This window comes from Bradyrhizobium sp. STM 3557 (assembly GCF_045571465.1).
GTDB lineage: Bacteria > Pseudomonadota > Alphaproteobacteria > Rhizobiales > Xanthobacteraceae > Bradyrhizobium.
Genome location: NZ_CP120697.1, coordinates 1,193,131 through 1,211,266, shown reverse-complemented (window position 1 = coordinate 1,211,266; position 18,136 = coordinate 1,193,131). Strand labels below are relative to the sequence as shown.

Annotated in this window: 15 protein-coding genes; 6 read left to right on the top strand and 9 right to left on the bottom strand. The window is 62.5% G+C overall.

Annotation, left to right across the window (positions count from 1 at the left end; all coding sequences use genetic code 11):
- Nucleotides 1-15: 15 nt before the first annotated feature.
- A complete protein-coding gene (locus tag P6U24_RS05500; RefSeq protein WP_407158171.1) occupies nucleotides 16-714 on the top strand; it encodes a VOC family protein in 699 nt (232 codons plus the stop codon).
- A 3-nt stretch (nucleotides 715-717) separates the two neighbouring features.
- Here the strand turns inward: P6U24_RS05500 and P6U24_RS05495 are convergent, their stop codons facing one another.
- The gene (locus tag P6U24_RS05495) at nucleotides 718-4,038 is read right to left on the bottom strand and encodes an ATP-binding protein (RefSeq protein WP_407160793.1); all 3,321 of its coding nucleotides are present in this window, start codon (nucleotides 4,036-4,038) and stop codon (nucleotides 718-720) included.
- Between the two features lie 226 nt (nucleotides 4,039-4,264).
- On the opposite strand from P6U24_RS05495, the gene P6U24_RS05490 reads away from it, so the two are divergent.
- Nucleotides 4,265-4,480, top strand: coding sequence for a hypothetical protein (locus P6U24_RS05490; RefSeq protein ID WP_407158170.1), 216 nt, complete (start codon nucleotides 4,265-4,267; stop codon nucleotides 4,478-4,480).
- Nucleotides 4,481-4,504: 24 nt separating this feature from the next.
- Here P6U24_RS05490 and P6U24_RS05485 read toward each other — a convergent pair whose 3' ends face one another.
- Nucleotides 4,505-4,783, bottom strand: coding sequence for a hypothetical protein (locus P6U24_RS05485; protein WP_407158169.1), 279 nt, complete (start codon nucleotides 4,781-4,783; stop codon nucleotides 4,505-4,507).
- A 287-nt stretch (nucleotides 4,784-5,070) separates the two neighbouring features.
- On the opposite strand from P6U24_RS05485, the gene P6U24_RS05480 reads away from it, so the two are divergent.
- From P6U24_RS05480 to P6U24_RS05470, 3 genes are all read left to right on the top strand, one after another.
- Nucleotides 5,071-5,355, top strand: a complete 285-nt coding sequence (locus tag P6U24_RS05480) for a hypothetical protein (protein WP_407158168.1) — start codon at nucleotides 5,071-5,073, stop codon at nucleotides 5,353-5,355.
- 561 nt (nucleotides 5,356-5,916) lie between these two features.
- Nucleotides 5,917-7,611 (top strand): hypothetical protein, encoded by a 1,695-nt coding sequence (locus P6U24_RS05475; RefSeq protein ID WP_407158167.1) that lies wholly within the window; start codon nucleotides 5,917-5,919, stop codon nucleotides 7,609-7,611.
- Nucleotides 7,612-7,683: 72 nt separating this feature from the next.
- Complete coding sequence (locus P6U24_RS05470; RefSeq protein WP_407158166.1) at nucleotides 7,684-7,932, top strand: hypothetical protein; 249 nt, start codon at nucleotides 7,684-7,686, stop codon at nucleotides 7,930-7,932.
- Here the strand turns inward: P6U24_RS05470 and P6U24_RS05465 are convergent, their stop codons facing one another.
- The 6 genes from P6U24_RS05465 to P6U24_RS05440 form a co-directional block, all read right to left on the bottom strand.
- Nucleotides 7,933-9,660, bottom strand: coding sequence for a chemotaxis protein (locus P6U24_RS05465; RefSeq protein ID WP_407158165.1), 1,728 nt, complete (start codon nucleotides 9,658-9,660; stop codon nucleotides 7,933-7,935).
- 4 nt (nucleotides 9,661-9,664) lie between these two features.
- A complete protein-coding gene (locus tag P6U24_RS05460) occupies nucleotides 9,665-10,759 on the bottom strand; it encodes a chemotaxis response regulator protein-glutamate methylesterase (protein ID WP_407158164.1) in 1,095 nt (364 codons plus the stop codon).
- Nucleotides 10,760-10,774: 15 nt separating this feature from the next.
- The gene (locus P6U24_RS05455; protein WP_407158163.1) at nucleotides 10,775-11,623 is read right to left on the bottom strand and encodes a CheR family methyltransferase; all 849 of its coding nucleotides are present in this window, start codon (nucleotides 11,621-11,623) and stop codon (nucleotides 10,775-10,777) included.
- A gap of 1 nt (nucleotide 11,624) precedes the next feature.
- The gene (locus P6U24_RS05450; RefSeq protein WP_407158162.1) at nucleotides 11,625-12,116 is read right to left on the bottom strand and encodes a chemotaxis protein CheW; all 492 of its coding nucleotides are present in this window, start codon (nucleotides 12,114-12,116) and stop codon (nucleotides 11,625-11,627) included.
- Between the two features lie 80 nt (nucleotides 12,117-12,196).
- Nucleotides 12,197-14,392 carry a methyl-accepting chemotaxis protein gene (locus P6U24_RS05445; RefSeq protein WP_407158161.1) on the bottom strand — a complete coding sequence of 732 codons (2,196 nt, stop codon included), beginning with the start codon at nucleotides 14,390-14,392 and terminating at the stop codon, nucleotides 12,197-12,199.
- Between the two features lie 31 nt (nucleotides 14,393-14,423).
- Complete coding sequence (locus P6U24_RS05440; RefSeq protein WP_407158160.1) at nucleotides 14,424-14,861, bottom strand: chemotaxis protein CheW; 438 nt, start codon at nucleotides 14,859-14,861, stop codon at nucleotides 14,424-14,426.
- 368 nt (nucleotides 14,862-15,229) lie between these two features.
- On the opposite strand from P6U24_RS05440, the gene P6U24_RS05435 reads away from it, so the two are divergent.
- Nucleotides 15,230-16,309, top strand: coding sequence for an HD domain-containing phosphohydrolase (locus P6U24_RS05435; protein ID WP_407158159.1), 1,080 nt, complete (start codon nucleotides 15,230-15,232; stop codon nucleotides 16,307-16,309).
- A gap of 117 nt (nucleotides 16,310-16,426) precedes the next feature.
- On the opposite strand, the gene P6U24_RS05430 is transcribed toward P6U24_RS05435, so the two are convergent.
- Nucleotides 16,427-18,136: a methyl-accepting chemotaxis protein gene (locus P6U24_RS05430; protein WP_407158158.1), complete on the bottom strand. Its 1,710-nt coding sequence runs from the start codon at nucleotides 18,134-18,136 to the stop codon at nucleotides 16,427-16,429.

Genomic DNA, 18,136 nt, shown 5'->3' with positions numbered 1-18,136 from the left:
AACCTCGGACGCGCCATGGAGCACCTCGGCAGGCTATTCGATGCAGACAACCCGCTGCTCGGGAAAGCCGCCGATCAGCTTGGCTACGTCGTGCCAGATCTCGAGCAAGCCATGAAGGGCTGGATCGACCGGGGTGTCGGGCCCTGGCTCACGGTCGGTCCGGTGGTCGTCACTGATAACAAGTATTTGGAGAGGCCCTCGCGCCCGATGCTCATGTTCGGTTTCTGTCAGGTCGGCGGGGTGCAGCTGGAGCTCATTCAGCCGCTCGACGATGAGCCGTCAAGTTGGCGCGCCTTCCTTGCGGCAGGATGGAGCGGTTTTCACCACTGCGGTTTTTGCGTCGAGCCGCGCGATTACCAGCGATCCATTGCGCGGGCCAGGGCGTCCGGCGCGACGATGCTGCAGATGATGTCGTTTTCGGGCGCCCGCTTCGCCTATTTCTTGCCGCCTGATCGCGTCGGTTCTCCGATTGAACGAATTCGGCTCGAAGAGGTCGCGCCTGAAAAAGCAAATGCAGTGCGCAATTCCGTCGCCGGGGGTTGCATGATCGGGGAATTGATCGAATTCCAGCCTCGTATCCGCGAGATGTTCGCGACAGTCACGCAGGCAGCGGCCACTTGGGACGGCAAGAGCAGACCGGTTCGTCACCTGCTTGGGCCTGTCGCAAAGGCAGGAATCGGTTCGCGCTTGCTGCGCACCATCCGATTCCGGTGATGCTCAGGCCTTGAGCTGCTCCAGCAGCGTTTTGGCCTCCCTCAAGTCGGGCGTGTCGAAGCCCTCGGTGAACCAGCCATAGACCGGGGCGACAAGATCGTGAGCCTGCTGTCGTTTGCCCTGAGCGTACCACAGCCGCGCCATGCTCACCGCCGCACGCAGTTCCCAGGACTTTGCCTGCTGCCGGCGAGCGATCGCGAGCGCATGTTCAAAATATTCTTCCGCCTTCGTTGCGTCTGGGTCGGGCAACGATAGCGCGATTTCGCCTGCCATGCGCTCGATCTCGGCCTCAAACCATCTTTCCTTGGTTGTCTCTACCTTGGTCATCGCCTCGCGAATGCAGGACAGTGCATCATCGAAGTTGTCGAGTTCAGCATGCGCGCCCGCCAGGTACGACAAGCAGATTGGCTCCAGCGCTGTTGCCCCCGTTGACCGACGTGCGATGATACCCGAGGTGATCACATGGATGGCGTCTGACAATTTTCCTGTGAGGGCCAAGACGCAACCTTGGACCAGCATTCCGAGCGACCCCCAAAACAAGGAACCTCTTTCGTCCGCCAGCGGGACAAGTTCGTTGGCCTCGGCGCTCGCTGCCGCATAGCGTCCGCAGCACATATGGGTAAAGGATGTATGGGCCAGGGCATACATCAACGTGGCGGCCTGGCCGATCTCGCGCGCTTCCTTGAGCGCCTGTTCAGCGTCTCTGGCGGCAGCCTCGGGGAAGCCAAGAAGCCACAGAGCCCAGGCCCGATAAGATAGGGCTGCGACCCTCATGTCCTGGCCAAATCGGGACGCCAATGCACGATGCTCGGCGGGTTCGTAGATCGCGATCGCCTGATCGTAATGTGCCCGACTTTCCGCAATGGCCCCCGTACACATCAGGGACGTGCCCATAAGACGATGCCCAAGCATGAGCGGAACCATTGCTCCTCGCTTCTCGGCAAGCGCCAAGCACTCTGCCGCGAGGTCGAGGAGAGCGTCGCTGTTGAAACCTATATAGTTCGCAACCCAGAACCCATAGAGGACTGAAAATAGGAGCAATGGGTCCTCAGGGGACTCTCCGAGTGACTCCGCTTGCTCGATAAAGGCGCGGGCTCGATCGAGAGATGCGATGGTCTCAGGGGCCGCGTGGCCCTTGGTGTGCATCAAAGCATTCACAAGAGCGACTTGTAGTTTGATCTGGTCGGCGCGCAGCGCTGGTGTGCCCGGCAGCGTCGCAATCTGTGAAAGAGCGCGGGTTAGCTGAACCGTCGCTTCTACTAGCGCTGAACGTGCTAGCGAACGCTGTCCCGCCTTGCCCCACAAGGCCGCCGCCCTCTCGATCAGCCCGGCCTCGGTGCAGTGATGTGCCAGCAACTCCGGCTGGCTCTCGGCTGTCTCGACGGATTGGCTTTCAATTGCTTCGGCAATGCGTGCATGAAGCGCCCGGCGGGGCTCCCGCAGCAACGTTCCATAGAACGCATCCCGCACCAAGGCATGCTTGAATAGGTACGTCGCGTTCGGAGGCAAGCCCAATCTGAGAAGCAAACCAGTCCGTATGAGACGGTCTAGAGCGGATCCCAGGTCCGGCCCTGGCATGCGCACCACCGCTGCCAGGAGAGCATGCGAAAACTCTCGTCCGATCGCCGCGCCAATCTGTGCCACTTCCTTGGCGGGGCCGAGCCGGTCGAGCCGCGCCATGAGTAAGGCGTGCAAACTTGCTGGGACTGCCAAGGCTGGAGACGGAACGACGGCAATCGTGCGTTCGACCGCGCCCTGGCCCTCCGCCTCCAGCACTGCCTTCGTCATCTCTTCCACGAAGAGGGGGATGCCATCGGTACGTTCGATGATGTCCTGCCTGATGCACGCCGGCAGCGGCTTGTCGCCGACTACGCCGTCGATCATGGCGCCGACTTGGCGTTTCGTCAGCCGATTGAGCGTCATGGCGGTCACGTGCGGCCGCCCGATCCAGGGCGCATCGAATTCCGGGCGGAATGTTACTATCATTAGCGCGCGAAGAGTGTTAATCCTGGCCACCGCCCGACCGACAGCTTCTAGGCTGGTAGGATCGGTCCAATGCGCATCCTCGAAGATTATCAACACTGGGCTTTGCCGTGTAAGTGCTTCTAATTGTGAGATGAGCGCTTCGAATGTTCTCTGCCTGCGCTGCTGCGGGGTCAATTCTAGGGCCGGATAGCGTCCATCGTTCGGGAGCGACAGCAACTCGGCAATGAGCGAAGCGTCCTCGATCGAAGTCGAGGTCTGCGCGAGCAGGGTGTCAAGCTTGTCGAGCCTTTGCGATGTATCGTCGTGCGTCAGCCTGGCGGCGCGTTCCATCTGCCCGATGATCGGATACAGCGCACTGTCGGTGTGCTGCGGCGAGCAGAAATAGCGCAAACGCGTATGCGGCTCGCCGGCGAGGCGTTCCAGAAGCGCGGCCGTGAGCCGCGACTTGCCGATCCCCGCCTCACCACCGATCAGGACCACCTGGCCGTCACCTGCCTTTGCCGTGGCCCAACGCCGCAGGAGCAATTCGAGTTCTTCCTCCCGCCCGACAAGGGCGGTCAGGCCGGTTGCGTGCAGCGCCTCGAAGCGGCTCGCCACGCAACTCGCCCGCAGCGCCACCCAGGCCCGCGTGGGCACGGCGATGCCCTTGAGGTCCTTCGGTCGGAGCTCTTGTAACTCGAATAGGTTGCCGAGGAGCCTTCGAGTGCCTTCGGCGATGACAACCGTGTCCGGCTCAGCGATCCCCTGCAGACGAGCCGCCACGTTCGGTGTCTCGCCTACCACTCCCCGTTCCTGGGCCTCGCCGGCACCAACGAGATCGCCGACCACGACGAGCCCCGTCGCAATCCCGACACGGACCCGGATCGGCTCCTGGATACCCAGCTTGCCGACCGCCTCGATGATCGCCAGTCCCGCCCGGACGGCACGCTCGGCGTCATCCTCATGGGCGTGGGGATAGCCGAAATAGATGAGCACCCCATCGCCCATGTACCTGGCAACGAAGCCGTCGAACCGGGCGACCGTCTCCGCGACGCACTTATGATAGGCGCCGATTACCGAACGCAGATCCTCTGGGTCGAGCGTGGTCGAGAGCGCGGTCGAGCCAACGAGGTCAGTGAACATCACCGTCAGTTGGCGCCGCTCGGCGTCGGCCGAGGCGTTGCTGAGATCGCGGATCGCACGCAGAATTTTCAAGCGATGACCGACCGAAACGCCAAGGTCTTTGAGATGTTGGTCGGTCAAGTCGCGGAGAACGGCCATATCAATGTCGTTCTCGGAGAACCTCTGCGCGTAGTCGGACATGCCGAGCTGTTTGAGCCAGTCCGAAATTTGTTGCATCGTGGTCACCACGATCCGGGCGTCGCCAATCTAAGCGTTGGCCTCACGACTACAGAAAGAGATTACACAAGAAAGACCGCGAAAGCACGTCCCCATGGGCGCGGAATCGCCCGCCGAACATCATAGGTTTTGCAAGATCGAGCATTGAATGCCCGCCCTGTGCGCTAGCAGTTGATAGCGAGAGCGCTATGCTGCCGAATTCGAACCGAAATTATGAAGAACTGTCTTGGCATACCGGATGGTATTCTCGTCGTTCAATGACCAGAAAACAGCAATTTATCAGCTACTTGGTGGTCTTCTTCGATGCCTGCCAGGGCAGTCGACCGAGCTGGCCGATGCCGCCATGATGCATCGCAACAAACATCGCAATCTCATCGCCGCCCATCCGGAAACTCGATCACGGCCAGGCCAGATTGGCGGCGGCGAACAGCAGCCAGCGTGACGTTCATGAAGCTTGGGTCGGACATCATGTCACTCCGTCTGGAGTCTGTTGCTTGAGGAAGCTGATCAACATCAAGACCAACATGTCGGCGAGGCTTCCGGCATCGACGCTCGCCCAGTTGAATTCCTGTCTTGGTTTGTCCAGCCTCAGCCGGTTCGAGACCCCCAGCAGGAAGCACTTGATCTGATCCGGGCCGGCATATCCATGACCCGCCCGATCGATCGCATCGCTGTAGGTCAGATTCTTGCCGTCGTCGACCAGCTGGTGGCGCACGGCAACGTTGATCGAGGCAGTCCTGCTCATCTCGCTACCCCATACGCGACTAGTCGTGCTCCACTTTGGATCCGATAGGCCCTTCTTTATCAACTCCTGCCGCCCGCAAACGTGAACCGGTTCACTATCGGCCGAAAAACCGAACGAGGTTGCTGCAATCCTCAGCCTGTCACGGCGTTCGCGGCCTCATGATATGAGGGCTCTTCAGCCAACCCAGACATTGATGATCATTGAAAAGGTAGCTGGGGCCATCCGACACGATTCGAACGTCCGCTCCTCAGATTCGTAGTACCACGCGAGCCGAACTTCTCAACCTGTTGCCGACCGACTTCGATCCCGACGCATTCGACGCAGACTTCACTCTCTTGTCGTCCGAGATCGGAAAGCAGAAGCCAGAGCGAGCGATTGTCGAGGAGGCGGTCATGCGCACCGGCAAGCCGGCAAACCAGAGCCTCTATTGTTCGGAGGACATCGTGGAAACACTGATGGCCCAGCAGGTCGGAATGCGATCGATTCGCGTTCAGAGTCTTCCCAACACTGACTTGAGTGGACTACGGCGGAAGATCACGGATTTTCAGGCCCTTCTCGGAGAAGAAAAGTAATCACTTCGCGTTGGCCCAACGAGGTGACGAGTGCCATCCATATTGTTGGACGCCGATAGCCCAACAGGGTCGCTGGTGTTGGGCCGAGTGAGCGCCAAATCCAAATAATGCGGATTGTGAACCAACCCACACAGAGCGACAGCTTCCGGGAATACAATTACCAGTATATGAGCTAACACATGCTGCGCCCTCGGGTGCTCCAACGAAGACACTTGAGATCTCGCGCCATTTGTAGCCAAGGCGCTTCTCAGGCTTGACTCGGCTCTCTCAAAGAATGGGATTGCTCGATCCCTTCAATCGGGCTCAGTGACTCGCATTGCGTTGCGTACGTTCGATCAAACGCAGGTTGCCGTTCTTGCTGGTGCGCCAACCATGTTGGGAGCGGCGAGGCGGAGTATTGCCTCAAGTCTCATACGGAAAATACCCAGCATCGGCACTTCGCCGGGAGCATTTGCCACATGTCATCGCATACGCGTCCACCGACGCGACCGGCGCAATAACAACCATCAACAGGCTTTCGAACGTCAACAGGAGTGGACAAGTGTAACGGAGGAAATGGTCATGGCATCGAAAGGGCAAGTTGTAACGATCTCGAAGACGAGTGAACTTCCGATAGACGTCGACAAATTGAAGGCCGCAGTCCAGGAAGCCATCGCTGCGTCACTGGTCCAGGCGGCGCAAGCAACGCGAGCGCCACCGCAGCCCGAGGCCGCCGAGAAGGCCGCGACCGCGGAACGAATCCAGATCTATGAGGACGACCCGTTCCTCGAGGCCGTCGCGAACGCCAGCCCCGTTGCAGCCGACCCGGTTCGGACGGGCGAGCCCACCAACAGACAGGACTTGCTGCAAATACAGATCGTAGATCCCCAGCCGGACCCGGAGATCTACGAGCCTCCCACGCAGGAATTTCGCTACTGGGACACGGAGTCTGCGTTGGACCGTGCGATCAGCTTCTGGGGTCCATTGCTTCCCAGCGGCACGCAATGGTCAACCGATCAGCAGCCGATGCAGGTCAATCTGGACGAGGGAGAAGATTTCAACGCTTTCTATGCGCGGGATAGTGGGCTCAATTTCTTCCACGGGCTGGTCGACAAGGTCGCCCCTCCCTTAACGGTGTTCTCTTGCGCTAGTCCCGACGTTTCCTGCCATGAATGTGGGCACGCGATCCTTGACGCGGTAAAACCCGAGCTGTTCAACGCAATGAGCTTGGAAGTCGCCGCCTTCCATGAGTTCTTTGGCGACGCAAGCGCGATGCTCTCGAAGCTGCAATTGGCGTCACTCCGTGACTTCGTGCTCCGGCAAACTCGTGGACGTCTGAGCTCGAATTCGCGGCTCTCCCAGCTCGCGCGTCAACTCGGCTGGGCCATCCGGGTCCAGGTCAATCCCACGGCGGTGGACCGAGACTGCCTGCGGAATGCCTCGAACAATTTCTTCTACCGCAATCCCGCCGGTCTGCCGCCGCGAGCTCCCGCCACGCAGCTCGCCTCGGAGCCACACTCGTTCTCTCGCGTGTTTTCCGGTGCATTTCTTGACGTGCTGGCAGGGATGTTCAAGATCGGCCCCGCCAGCTTGGCCGGGACGGATTCGGAAAAGCTTCTGGCCGTGGCGGTCGACGCAGGCAGGCTCCTCATCGAGGGCGTGCGGATGGCCTCGGTGACGCCAGGCTTCTATAGCCAGGTGGCGGCGGGAATGATCCAGGCCGATCAATCTCTCTCCGGGGGTCGTTATCGGACGGCCCTCACAAGCAGCTTTGTCCAGCGCGGAATTCTCTCCCCGACCGCAACCATGTCCCTGGTCCGGACCCTTCGGGAGCACAGCGCCTCCTTCGGCGTGACGGGTCGCGCGCCGAACGGTCAGCAACTTCAGTTCGAGAGTGAGAGCGACGGATACAAGATGAGCGGGCGAGACGCTCCAAACCTTCCGCTCCGGCCGCTCGCGACCCGGTTCGGCATCACCCTGCATGTTCATATGCCAGCGGAGGGCGCGCGCTTCCCCGTAGCGGCGGCCGCCCTGGCCGGGGAGACTCAAGACATCTCGAGCGCCGAGGAAGACGCCCGTTCCTTCGTCGAGGACCTGATCCAACGTGACAAGATCTCTCACCAGGGCGCAACGGACGTTATACCTGTCGAGCTAACCTCGCCGGGCGAAGCTCTGCAGCATCATAAAACGCACTACCTGGTTCGCGAGGACGGAAAGACAGTCCTCAAGCGCCATCACTTTGACTGCGGATTCTGTGGCTGCAACCACCATCATTGAGCAACTCGCGAACGGCACCCGCTTCCTCCCAAAGCGGGTGCCGTCACGCCGATTCGATCGGGTGGATTGGGCATGCAAGGAATGCTAAAATGGGCTGATAGCGAGGAGAGCCGGACGAAGGCGATGACCAATCCACCCAAGCCGCAATCCGAGCAGGACGCGGAGACGCGGCAGTTCATCGAAACGATGGAGAAGACCGGGCAACTCGTCGACGTTGATGAGCACGAGGATACGTCGCGGTTGCCGCCGCATGTAACACATGTCCGTTATCCGGACGGCGCCGTTAAGCGCATCCGCTTCACGGGCCCTGGACACCAGTGATCAAAATAGCAGCACACCATCGTCTTCGTGCGCTGCCGGCATGACAGTGACCTCTGATGTCACGCCAAACCGCCGCAATACGTCCCGATGGACCTCGCGTTCGCGCTCCATCGTGTAACGGGTGAACAACTCACCCAGCAGCGACTCATCCGCTGCGGACAACAGAGGCAGCGGGGGTGCGGCGTTCTGGGCGGCGATGGCTGCAGCCAGTGCCGGTAACGCGGCCGATGCCTGATCGAGCGCAGTCATGCGATCGCGGGCCCGGCCCAACAATTCGTCGAATGCGGCACTCTCCCGCGCAAGCCGCGTCATCAGTCCCACCAATTGCTCGTTACCGGCCTCGACCTCCTGCAGCGCGTTCAGCACCGCTGGCTCGAGCCGGGCGAGCTCGGCCGCGTTGCCCTTTGCACGCCGCTCCCGCAGCTCACCGACAAGGGTTTCGATCCGGTCAAGAACAGGCCTGAGTCTGTGGGCACCAGCCGACATCTGGTCTGCAGCGGCCTTGAGCTCGTTGGCGATCACCACGAACGCATTGCCCTTCGCGCCGGCGCGGGCTGCCCTCAAGCTGGCATTCATGCCGATCAGGATGATGTCGCCCACAGCGTCGCCGAGGCCGGAGATCGCCTCGCGGAAGCGCCCCACCGTTTCGGTGACAACAGACAGCGCATTATCGACCGATACGCCCGACTGCTCGCAGGCCGCGATCAGGTTCGACGCCTGCGATAAGCGCTGCTTCACCACGGCCAGGAACGAGGATGCATCCTCGCTTTCGCCGCCATAAATGGCGCGGCTCTGCGCCACGAGGCCGCCGGCGTCGCACATGATTGCGCCGAGCGCGCTCACCGTGCGCGCGAGGTCCTGATCGAAGGCGCGCTTGGTGTCCTTCAGCTGCTCGGCCTGGAGCTGGCCGATGAGCCAGGCCGCAGCCGCGGCCGCCGCGGACGCCTCCAGCATCAGGTTCGGCGCAGGCTGAGGCATGCGGCCGAGCCCCTGGCTGATATGTTCCAGCCGCTGGCGCGTCGCATCGCCCGATTGCAGTGCCATGACCGCCTCGGTGATTGCCGACGCGATCCGGCTCGCGGCCGTTGCAGCCATCTCGGTCAGCCTCGCCCCACCCACCTGCTGCACCTTCAGCTCCGAACGCGCGCTCACCAATCCGGCGGCGACCGACAACAGCTCGCTGCGATGCAGGTTCTCGAACTCCCTCTGCCGCGCCAGCGCGGCTTCGACGGCCTTGGCGAGCTGAACACCGTCACGGGTGCAAGCCTCAACGGAACGCTGCGCGGCCTGGCCGAGCTCGAAGGCTTCGCGGGTGAAATCGAGGAAGCTTTGCCGCTCACCATCGAACGATGCGGCCTCGATCCGCGCGCTGCGCGCCACGATCGTGATCATCTGGATGTGGCCGGACAGCAGCTTGAGGATGGCGCCGGCCTGCTTGGCCTGCTCGCCGATGTCGCCGAGCAGAGCGGCTTCGGCCGGCAGCGCCAGGGCAACATCGTTCAGCCGGTCCGCGATATTCTGGAGCGCCTGCGAAGCGCTCTCGATACCCGTTCCCGACAGCTCCTGCGCCAGGACGACGAGGCTCGCCTCGAGCTCCTTGAAGATCCGATGCCCCTGGCTGAGACGATCTCCGATCTCGGCAAAGGAGTCCTCGATCTGTGAAGAAACGCCGGCGATCGAGGTCACCGCCGCCGCGATCGCGTCCATCCTGTCCGTCGAAAGCGTCACCGCATCAATCCGTCATTGCGGCCTGACCGGCCTGATGCCACAGCATGATCTCGCGCGGGATCTGGCGCAGCGGCACGACTTTCTCCGCTGCGCCTCGCGCGATCGCTTCCTTGGGCATGCCGAACACGACGCAGCTCTCCTCGTCCTGTGCGCGTGTGGCAGCGCCGAGCTTGCGCATCTCGAGCAGCCCGCGCGCGCCATCATCGCCCATCCCGGTCATGATGATTCCGAGCGCATTGGCTCCGGCGAATTGTGCGGCCGAGCGGAACAGGACGTCCGCCGAGGGGCGATGCCGCGACACCGGCGGGCCGTCCTTGATCGCAATGTGATAGCGCAGACCGCTCCGCTGCAGCAGCATGTGTTTCGATCCCGGCGCGATATAGGCGCAGCCGGACTGCACTGCTTCGCCGTCCTCCGCCTCCTTGACCTGGATCTGGCAGGTCCCGTTCAGGCGGCGGGCGAAAGCCGCGGTGAAGCCTTGCGGCATGTGCTGCACGATCAGGATTCCCGGGCAATGTGGCGGCAGCGATTCGAGCACGTCGGCGAGCGCCTCCGTCCCGCCGGTCGAAGCACCAATGCAAACAATACGCTCGGTCACGGGCCGTGACCGTCCCGCCAGCGGGGGCGGCATGATCGCATCCGCCGTGAGCTTCTTCTCGACCAGAGATCGACGGCCGGGACGCGGCCGCACTCTTGCCCGTGCGGCCGCCTTCACCGCCTCGCGCAGCCGCGCCGAACTCTCGAACAGCGCCTGCCTGGTATCGATGCGCGGCTTGGGCACGATGTCGACAGCCCCGGCTTCCAACGCTTCAAGCATCTGCTCGGAGCCGTCCTCGGTCAGCGATGAGCAGATGATCACGGGGATCGGATGCTGCGCCATGATCTTGCGCAGGAAGGTGATGCCGTCCATCCGCGGCATCGCGATATCCAGCAGGATGACATCGGGCAATTCGTTCTGCAGCCGGCGGGCCGCCGCGAACGGATCAGACGCCGTCCCCATGATCTCGATCTCGGGATCCTCGCTCAGGATCGTCGAGAGGATCTGGCGCACCGAGGCGGAGTCATCCACGATCAGCACGCGACACTTTGGTTCGACCATGGCGCGCCCCTTCCGCTAGACCCGAAAGATCGTCGGCTGGACCTGCTTCAGGCCCGGCACGACGCTGTGGATCATGGACTCGGAATGGCCGACCATCAGGTAACCTCCGGGTCTCAAATGCGAGCAGAGCTGCTCGATGACCTTGCGTTGGGTCTCCCGCTCGAAATAGATCAGCACGTTGCGGCAGAAGATGATGTCGACGTCGCGATCCACCGGATAGGTCGCGTCCATCAGGTTCATGCGCATGAAATTGGTCATGCGACGCAGCTCCGGCACGATCCGGACCTCGTCGCTGGCGCGATCCTTCGATCTCAGGAAGTAACGCTTGACAAACTCCGGCGGAACCGGCGCGAGCACGTCGCTTGTGTAGATGGCCTGCCTGGCTAGCGCGAGCACCGCGGTCGAAATGTCGGTGCCGAGAATGCGGTACCGGAGCGACCTGGAGCTGCGCGCCATGTCGTCCAGTACCATGGCCGCTGTGTATGCTTCCATGCCCATCGAGCAGGCTGCGCTCCAGATCTTCAGCTCCTGACGCCCACGTGTTTTCGAGAGCGCCGGCACCGCGACGTCCTTCATGAAGGTGAAGTGCGACGGCTCGCGGAAGAAATCGGTCTTGTTGGTCGTGACGACATCGATCAGATGCGTCAGCTCACTCTCGAGCAGTCCTTCCTCGAACAGATTGTCGACATACTCCGCGATACCTGAGAAGTTGAGCGCCCTGACGCGCTTGTGCAGACGCCCCTCCAGCATCAGCCGCTTGGCAGCGGGCAGCTTGATCCCAACCTGCTGCTCGATCAGCTGGGCCACCGAACGGAAGTGGCGATCCGAAAGCTGCGTCGTGTGCAATGCGTTTGCGGTCGTCATGTCATGCTACGGCACTGGCGGCGTCCAGCTCCGGCTGGCCGGCGCTCGCGAACTCGGAGTCGGACATCAGCTTCGCCAGATCGAAGATGATGATGAATTTTTCTCCCTTGCGGCCGATGCGCGCGATGTAGTCGGACCGCCAGCGGCCGCCGACGGAGGGCACAGGCTCGGTGGTGCTCTCGTCGATGTCGGTGACCTCGAAAACGCAATCGGCGACGAAGCCGACGCCGACGACGCGATCTTCGATCGGCACGTCGAGGATGATGATCCGCGTCGCATCGGTCGACGGCACGCTCGGCAGATCGAGCTTCAATCTGAGATCCACGATCGGATAGCCGGTGCCGCGCACGTCGATCATTCCAAGCAGGAAATGCGGTGCATGCGGCAGCCGTGAAATCGGCCGCATGTCCAGGATCTCCCGGACATTGCGGATCGAAATGCCGAACGTCTCACCGGCGAGACCAAGCGTCAGATATTGCGAGATGGCGGCCATGTCAGGCTTCCCTCATGAAATGACAGTTCGGAAGAGGCGACCAGCCCTGGCGAGCGGCGCCGCATCACCCTAGACAAACCTCAGCGCTGAAAATCTGCGTCACGCTCGTCAGCACCGTCATCCAGGGTAAAGGCGAAGCCTCCGCCGCCGGCGACCTTGACCGCACGGGCCGGAGCAACCGTGACCGTCTTCCTGGCCCCACGCTCGGCTGCCGCCATACTGGCAGCTTTGGCGCGCAGCTGCCCGACGGCGCGGTCGATCGGCCTTGGGCTAGCAGCGGGCGCTGTGGTTGCGGCCTCCTCGATCCGGAAATAAGCGATGGTGGCCTGCAACTGCTCGGCCTGCGAGGCCAGCTCCTCAGACGTCGACGACACCTGCTCCGAGGCGCTGGCATTCTGCTGGCCGACCTTGTCGAGCTGCTGAATCGCCTGGTTGATCTGCGCCGAACCGACGTCCTGTTCGCGGCAGGCGGCGGTGATCTCCTCGACCAGCTCGGCCGTCTTCTTGATGTCCGGGACCAGCTTTGCGAGCATCTGGCCGGCCTCCTGAGCCACCTTGACGCTATCGGAAGATAGCGTTCCGATCTCCGCAGCCGCGGCCTGGCTGCGTTCGGCAAGCTTGCGCACCTCGGAGGCGACGACAGCAAAGCCCTTGCCGTGCTCGCCGGCTCTCGCCGCTTCGACCGCGGCGTTCAGTGCCAGCAAATCGGTCTGACGCGCGATCTCCTGCACGATCGTGATCTTCTCGGCGATGGTGCGCATCGCTTCCACCGCACGGCCCACCGCGACGCCGCTTGCTTCCGCGTCCTTTGACGATTGCGCGGCGATCTTCTCCGTCTGGCTGGCGTTGGAGGCGTTCTGCTTCACATTCGCGGCCATTTCCTCCATCGAGGAGGAGGCTTCTTCGGCGGACGCCGCCTGCTCGGTCGCACCTTGCGACAGTTGCTCGGCAGAGGCCGACAGCTCCTGGCTGCCGGCGGAGACGTTCTGCGCCGCCGTGAGCGCTTCCGACACGATCTGACGGAGCTTCTCGACCATCCGCTCGAGCGCCAGACCCAGCGTGTCCTGGTCCGACAACGGCTTCGCAGCAACCGTGAGATTGCCGTTGGCGATCTCGTTGGCCACGGAGGCCGTCGCGTTCAGGTTCGTCGTCATCGCATTCAGCGACTTGAGCACATCGCCGATCTCGTCGTCGCTCTTGCTCTCGATCTTCTGGCTGAGATCACCGATCGCAACCGCGTTGGCGAGCTCGACAGCGCGGGCCAGGGCGCGACTGGTGCTGATCGCGATCCAGGTCGCCGATGCCACCGCGACCAGCAACGCGCCGATGATGGCGCAGATCACAAGCAGCTTGGCAAAGCTTGCTTCCTTTGCTGCCTCGTCGGAGACCTCCGCCATCTGCTGCTCGTTGCGCTTTACATATTGCTCGATCGAATCGAGGCTCTCATTGAATGCTTTGCGTCCCTCGCCATTTGCGAGCGCGGCCGCCTTGATGTTGCCGGCTTCCGCGGCGAGGCCGGTCGACTTTTCGGCAGCCTTGGACAGACGATCGAGCTGGGCGTTGAGCGGAGCGGCCGCGCTCGCGCTCTGCCCGCTCGCCAGCTTTGCAATGTCCGACTTGACTGCGTTCAGGCGCTGTGTCGCTTCCTTCACGTCGGCCTCGACCTCATTCAGGTCCGCGGTCGTGTAGGACGAAACTATTGCGCGCGACAGGCGCGCCGCGTCGAGCTTGGCGGTCAGGAGCGCTGTCACGGCAAGCTGACTTTCCGAAGCCCCCTTGTTCAGCTCCGCGACCATTGAATCGAGCAGGTTGTCCAGCTCCTTGACCGCGGGTTGGCCCTCGCCCTTCCAGAGCTGTGCGGCCTTGTTGTTGGAGTTCAGCAGGGTCAGTTTCGCAATCTGATCTTCGAGCTCGTTCATGCGCTTGATGTGGACGCCCGCGTCGTCGAGGATGCGTCGGCCGGCATCGCTGGCCTTGCTGTAGAGCTCATCCCTCAGCTTCAGCACCCTGTCGCGCCGCGTCATCATGGTGCTGTAATAGTCCTGCACGTCCTTGTCGCTGGTCGAAGCGAGCATGCGCATTTCCGAGCGCTGCTGACCCTGAATGCCGTTCATGACGTCCGCGGCCATTTTCAGCCGGTTTGCCTGCGCGACGGTCCGCTCGCCGGTCCCGCTCAGCGAGGTCAATTGGCTGTAAGCGATGCCGCCCGCAACCGCCGACAATATGATGACCGCGCCAAAAGCGCCGGCCAGCTTGGCTTTAATAGTAACTCTCATCTTAGTCCCCTGTCCCGCCTCCGGGACGCTGCTAGTTCAGAATGCGTTCCATGTTCGGCACGATGACGAACTCCTCGGGCCATTTGGTGATGAAGCGGATGAATTCCGGCCGCCAATGCATGCCGACACGCGGCGTCTGCTGAATGTCGGTGCGGACGATCTCCGTGACTTCGTAGACCTTGTCGGCCGTGAGCCCGACGAGAACCGGCTCACTGTCGACCTTGAGCTCGATCACCACGATGCGTGTGTCGACAGAGGCTTGCGCCGCAGGCATGCCGAAGCGGACGCGCAGATCGGCGAGCGGAATCACGTTGCCACGCACGTTGATCACGCTCGGCACGAAGGCCCGCGCGCCGGCCACGCGGGTGACCGGCACCGGATCGATGATCTCGCGCACCAACTCGGCTTCAAGCGCAAACTTCTCCTCGCCGAGCCCGATCATCACGACTTGAAGCGTGCTCTCCCTCATCAGGGACGTATCCTGTTCGCGCATAATCGTCATTGCACGGCCACGCTCATCTGCGTTCGCGGCGGCGGCTGCAGCGCGCCCGCGAGAACCCACATCGTCGACGCAATCAAATCAGACACGGAACTCCCCATATGCTCGAGCACCATCCCCCGACGCCCGAGACGGTTGCAGAATAGAAAGTTAGAATTAGAAATTGCTGAAGAGCGGTAAGAAAATAATTTCATGAAATAGCCAGCGACATCATCGTCGCGGCACGGGATCATTGATGACGTGCCCGGGAGAACACGGGGGAGATTAATGAGCGGGTAACAACCAGGCGGTAGCCTCGCCAGCTCGATGCTACCGGACAACAATTCGAAAGAGGGCGGATGCTGACCCAAGCGCTTATCGTCGACGATAGCCCTTCGGTTCTCGATTTCCTGAAGCGTCTCATCGAGACAGATGGGTCGGTCCAGGCCACAACCAGCCTCGATCCCGTGGCCGCGCTCGACATCGCCCGGGAGCTTCATTTCGACATCGTCCTGGTCGACTACGAAATGCCGAAGATGGACGGCATCCAGTTCGTCCGCGAGCTGCGCGCGCTGGCCGGTTTCAGCGAGACGCCGGTGGCGATGATCACGTCGAGCGACTCCGATGAAATCAAGCTGCGCGCCCTGGAAGCCGGCGCGACGGATTTTCTCCCCAAACGTCGCAATAGCGTCGAGGTCAGGGTGCGGCTGCGCAATCTCATCAGCCTCGGCAAAGCGGTCAGGAAGCTCAACGATCGCGCATCGCATCTTGCGTCCGAGGTCGCTGCTGCCACGCGCAAGCTGCAGGAGCGCGAGGAGGAGATCATCCTGCGTCTCGCGCTGGCCGTCGAGTATCGCGACAATGACACCGGCGAGCATACGCTGCGCGTCGCCAAATACAGTCAGGTGATCGCCGAGCAGCTCGGCCTGCCGGCGCGCTTTTGCCGGGAGATTTACCTCGCCGCCCCGCTCCATGATGTCGGCAAGGTCGGAATTCCCGACCACATCCTGCTCAAGCCCGGCCGGCTCACCGAGAGCGAAATGGCGGTAGTCAGGACCCACGCCCGGATCGGAGAACACATCCTCGCGGACAGCGAATGCGACCTGATCCGGCTCGCCGCGACGATCGCATCGGCGCATCACGAACGGTGGGATGGCGCCGGCTATCCGAACGGGCTCAAGGGCGCCGAGATTCCGATCGCGGCGCGCGTGGTGGCGGTCGCGGACGTATTCGATGCGCTGACATCGCGCCGCCCCTACAAGGAGGCAATGCCGCTGATCGAGGCCCGCGATTATCTGATCGCGAACCGGGCGCGGCATTTCGACCCGGATTGCGTCGATGCATTCGTGTCCCGCTGGGACGAAGTCGCATCGATCGCGACGTCGCAGTCGCTGGCGCCGTTCCCGCGCAAGGATGGACGTTCGCTGCGGGTGGCCTGATTGGATCAGGTTATGTAGATCGGCCTCTCCATGGGAGAGAGGCCGATCTTCGCTGCTGGATCGGACCCAAGCCGATATCGTGTTGCACGACGTCGCGACCTACGCTCCCGGCCCGGTTCAGCGCTGGAAGTCCGCATCGCGCTCGTCCGCACCATCGTCCAAGGCGAAGGCGAAGCCGCCGCCTCCGCCGGCTGCCTTGAGTTGGCGGCGCGGAGCGGCCGATTTGGCCGGCAGAGGCTTCTTGGCACTGCGGTCCACGGCGGCCATTCGCGCGGCCTTGGCGCGAAGCTGTCCAACCGCATGATCGATCGATGCGCGTCCCTCCACACCTGACGCCGCCGCGAGGTCGTCGATCCGGAAGAAGGAGATCGTCGACTGCAACTGCTCGGCCTGCGAGGCCAATTCCTCTGAGGTCGAGGAGACCTGTTCGGATGCACTGGCGTTCTGCTGGCCGACCTTGTCGAGTTGCTGGATTGCCTGGTTGATCTGCGCCGAGCCGACATCCTGCTCGCGGCAGGCTGCCGTGATCTCCTGCACGAGCTCCGCGGTCTTCTTGATGTCCGGCACCAGCTTGGCGAGCATCTGACCTGCGTCCTGCGCCACCTTTAGGCTGTCCGATGACAGCGTGCCGATTTCGGCCGCAGCCGCCTGGCTGCGCTCGGCGAGCTTGCGCACTTCGGAGGCGACCACCGCAAAACCCTTGCCGTGCTCGCCGGCGCGCGCCGCCTCGACGGCAGCGTTCAGCGCGAGGAGGTCGGTCTGGCGTGCGATCTCCTGCACGATCGTGATCTTCTCCGCGATCGTCTGCATCGCCTGCACGGCGCGCCCAACCGCAGAACCGCTCGCTTCGGCATCCCTCGCGGACTGTGTGGCGATCCTCTCGGTCTGGCTGGCGTTGTCGGCGTTCTGCTTCACGTTGGCCGCCATCTCCTCCATCGAGGAGGAGGCTTCCTCGGCAGACGAAGCCTGCTCGGTCGCGCCCTGTGAAAGCTGCTCGGCGGAGGCTGACAGCTCCTGGCTCCCCGCCGACACGTTCTGGGCGGCGGTCAGCGCTTCAGACACCACCTGCCGCAGCTTGTCGACCATTCCGTTGAGCGAACGGATGAGATCGCCGATCTCATCGTTGCTCGCCGACGGAATCGTTTGGCTGAGATCGCCTCGCGCAACCGCACCGGCCAGGTCCACCGCGCGTCCCAAAGAGCGGCTGATGCTGAGCGAGATCCAGATTGCGGCCGCAATGGCGATCGCCAGGGATGCCCCGATGATCGTCAGCAGAACGAGCTGCGCCTGCTGACCTTCCGCCTTGGCCTGGACCACCTGCTCGGCGAGCTGCTTCTTGGTATTCGCAACATATGTGCCCATCGCATCGAGCGCGTCAGCGACGACCTTGCGGCCCTCGCCCATCGAGCGCTCGGTGGCCTTGGCCTTGTCCGTCCGGGCAAGCCTGAAAGTCTCGTCCTGGAACGCGATCATCTTGGAATAGGCGGCGGCGAAGCCATCGAGGAGCCGCTTTCCCTGCTCGCTCGCCAAGGCATAGACCTCATCCCTGGTCTTGAGCGAGGTTTCCCTGCTCTTGGCCGCGTCGGCGGCGAATTGCTCGGCCTGCTGCTCCGACCCGAGAATGGCGTTCTTCTCGGCGCGGACCTGCACGAGAATCTCCTTCTCGATCTCGGCAGCCTTCTCCATGCGCTTTGCGCGCTGGGCCATGCTGTCTGCATTGCCGATCATGTCGCTCAGCTTCAGGTAGGCGATGCCGCCTGCAACTGCCGAGAGGATGATGATCGCTCCGAACGCGCTCGCCAGCTTGGCCTTGATTGTGAATCTCAT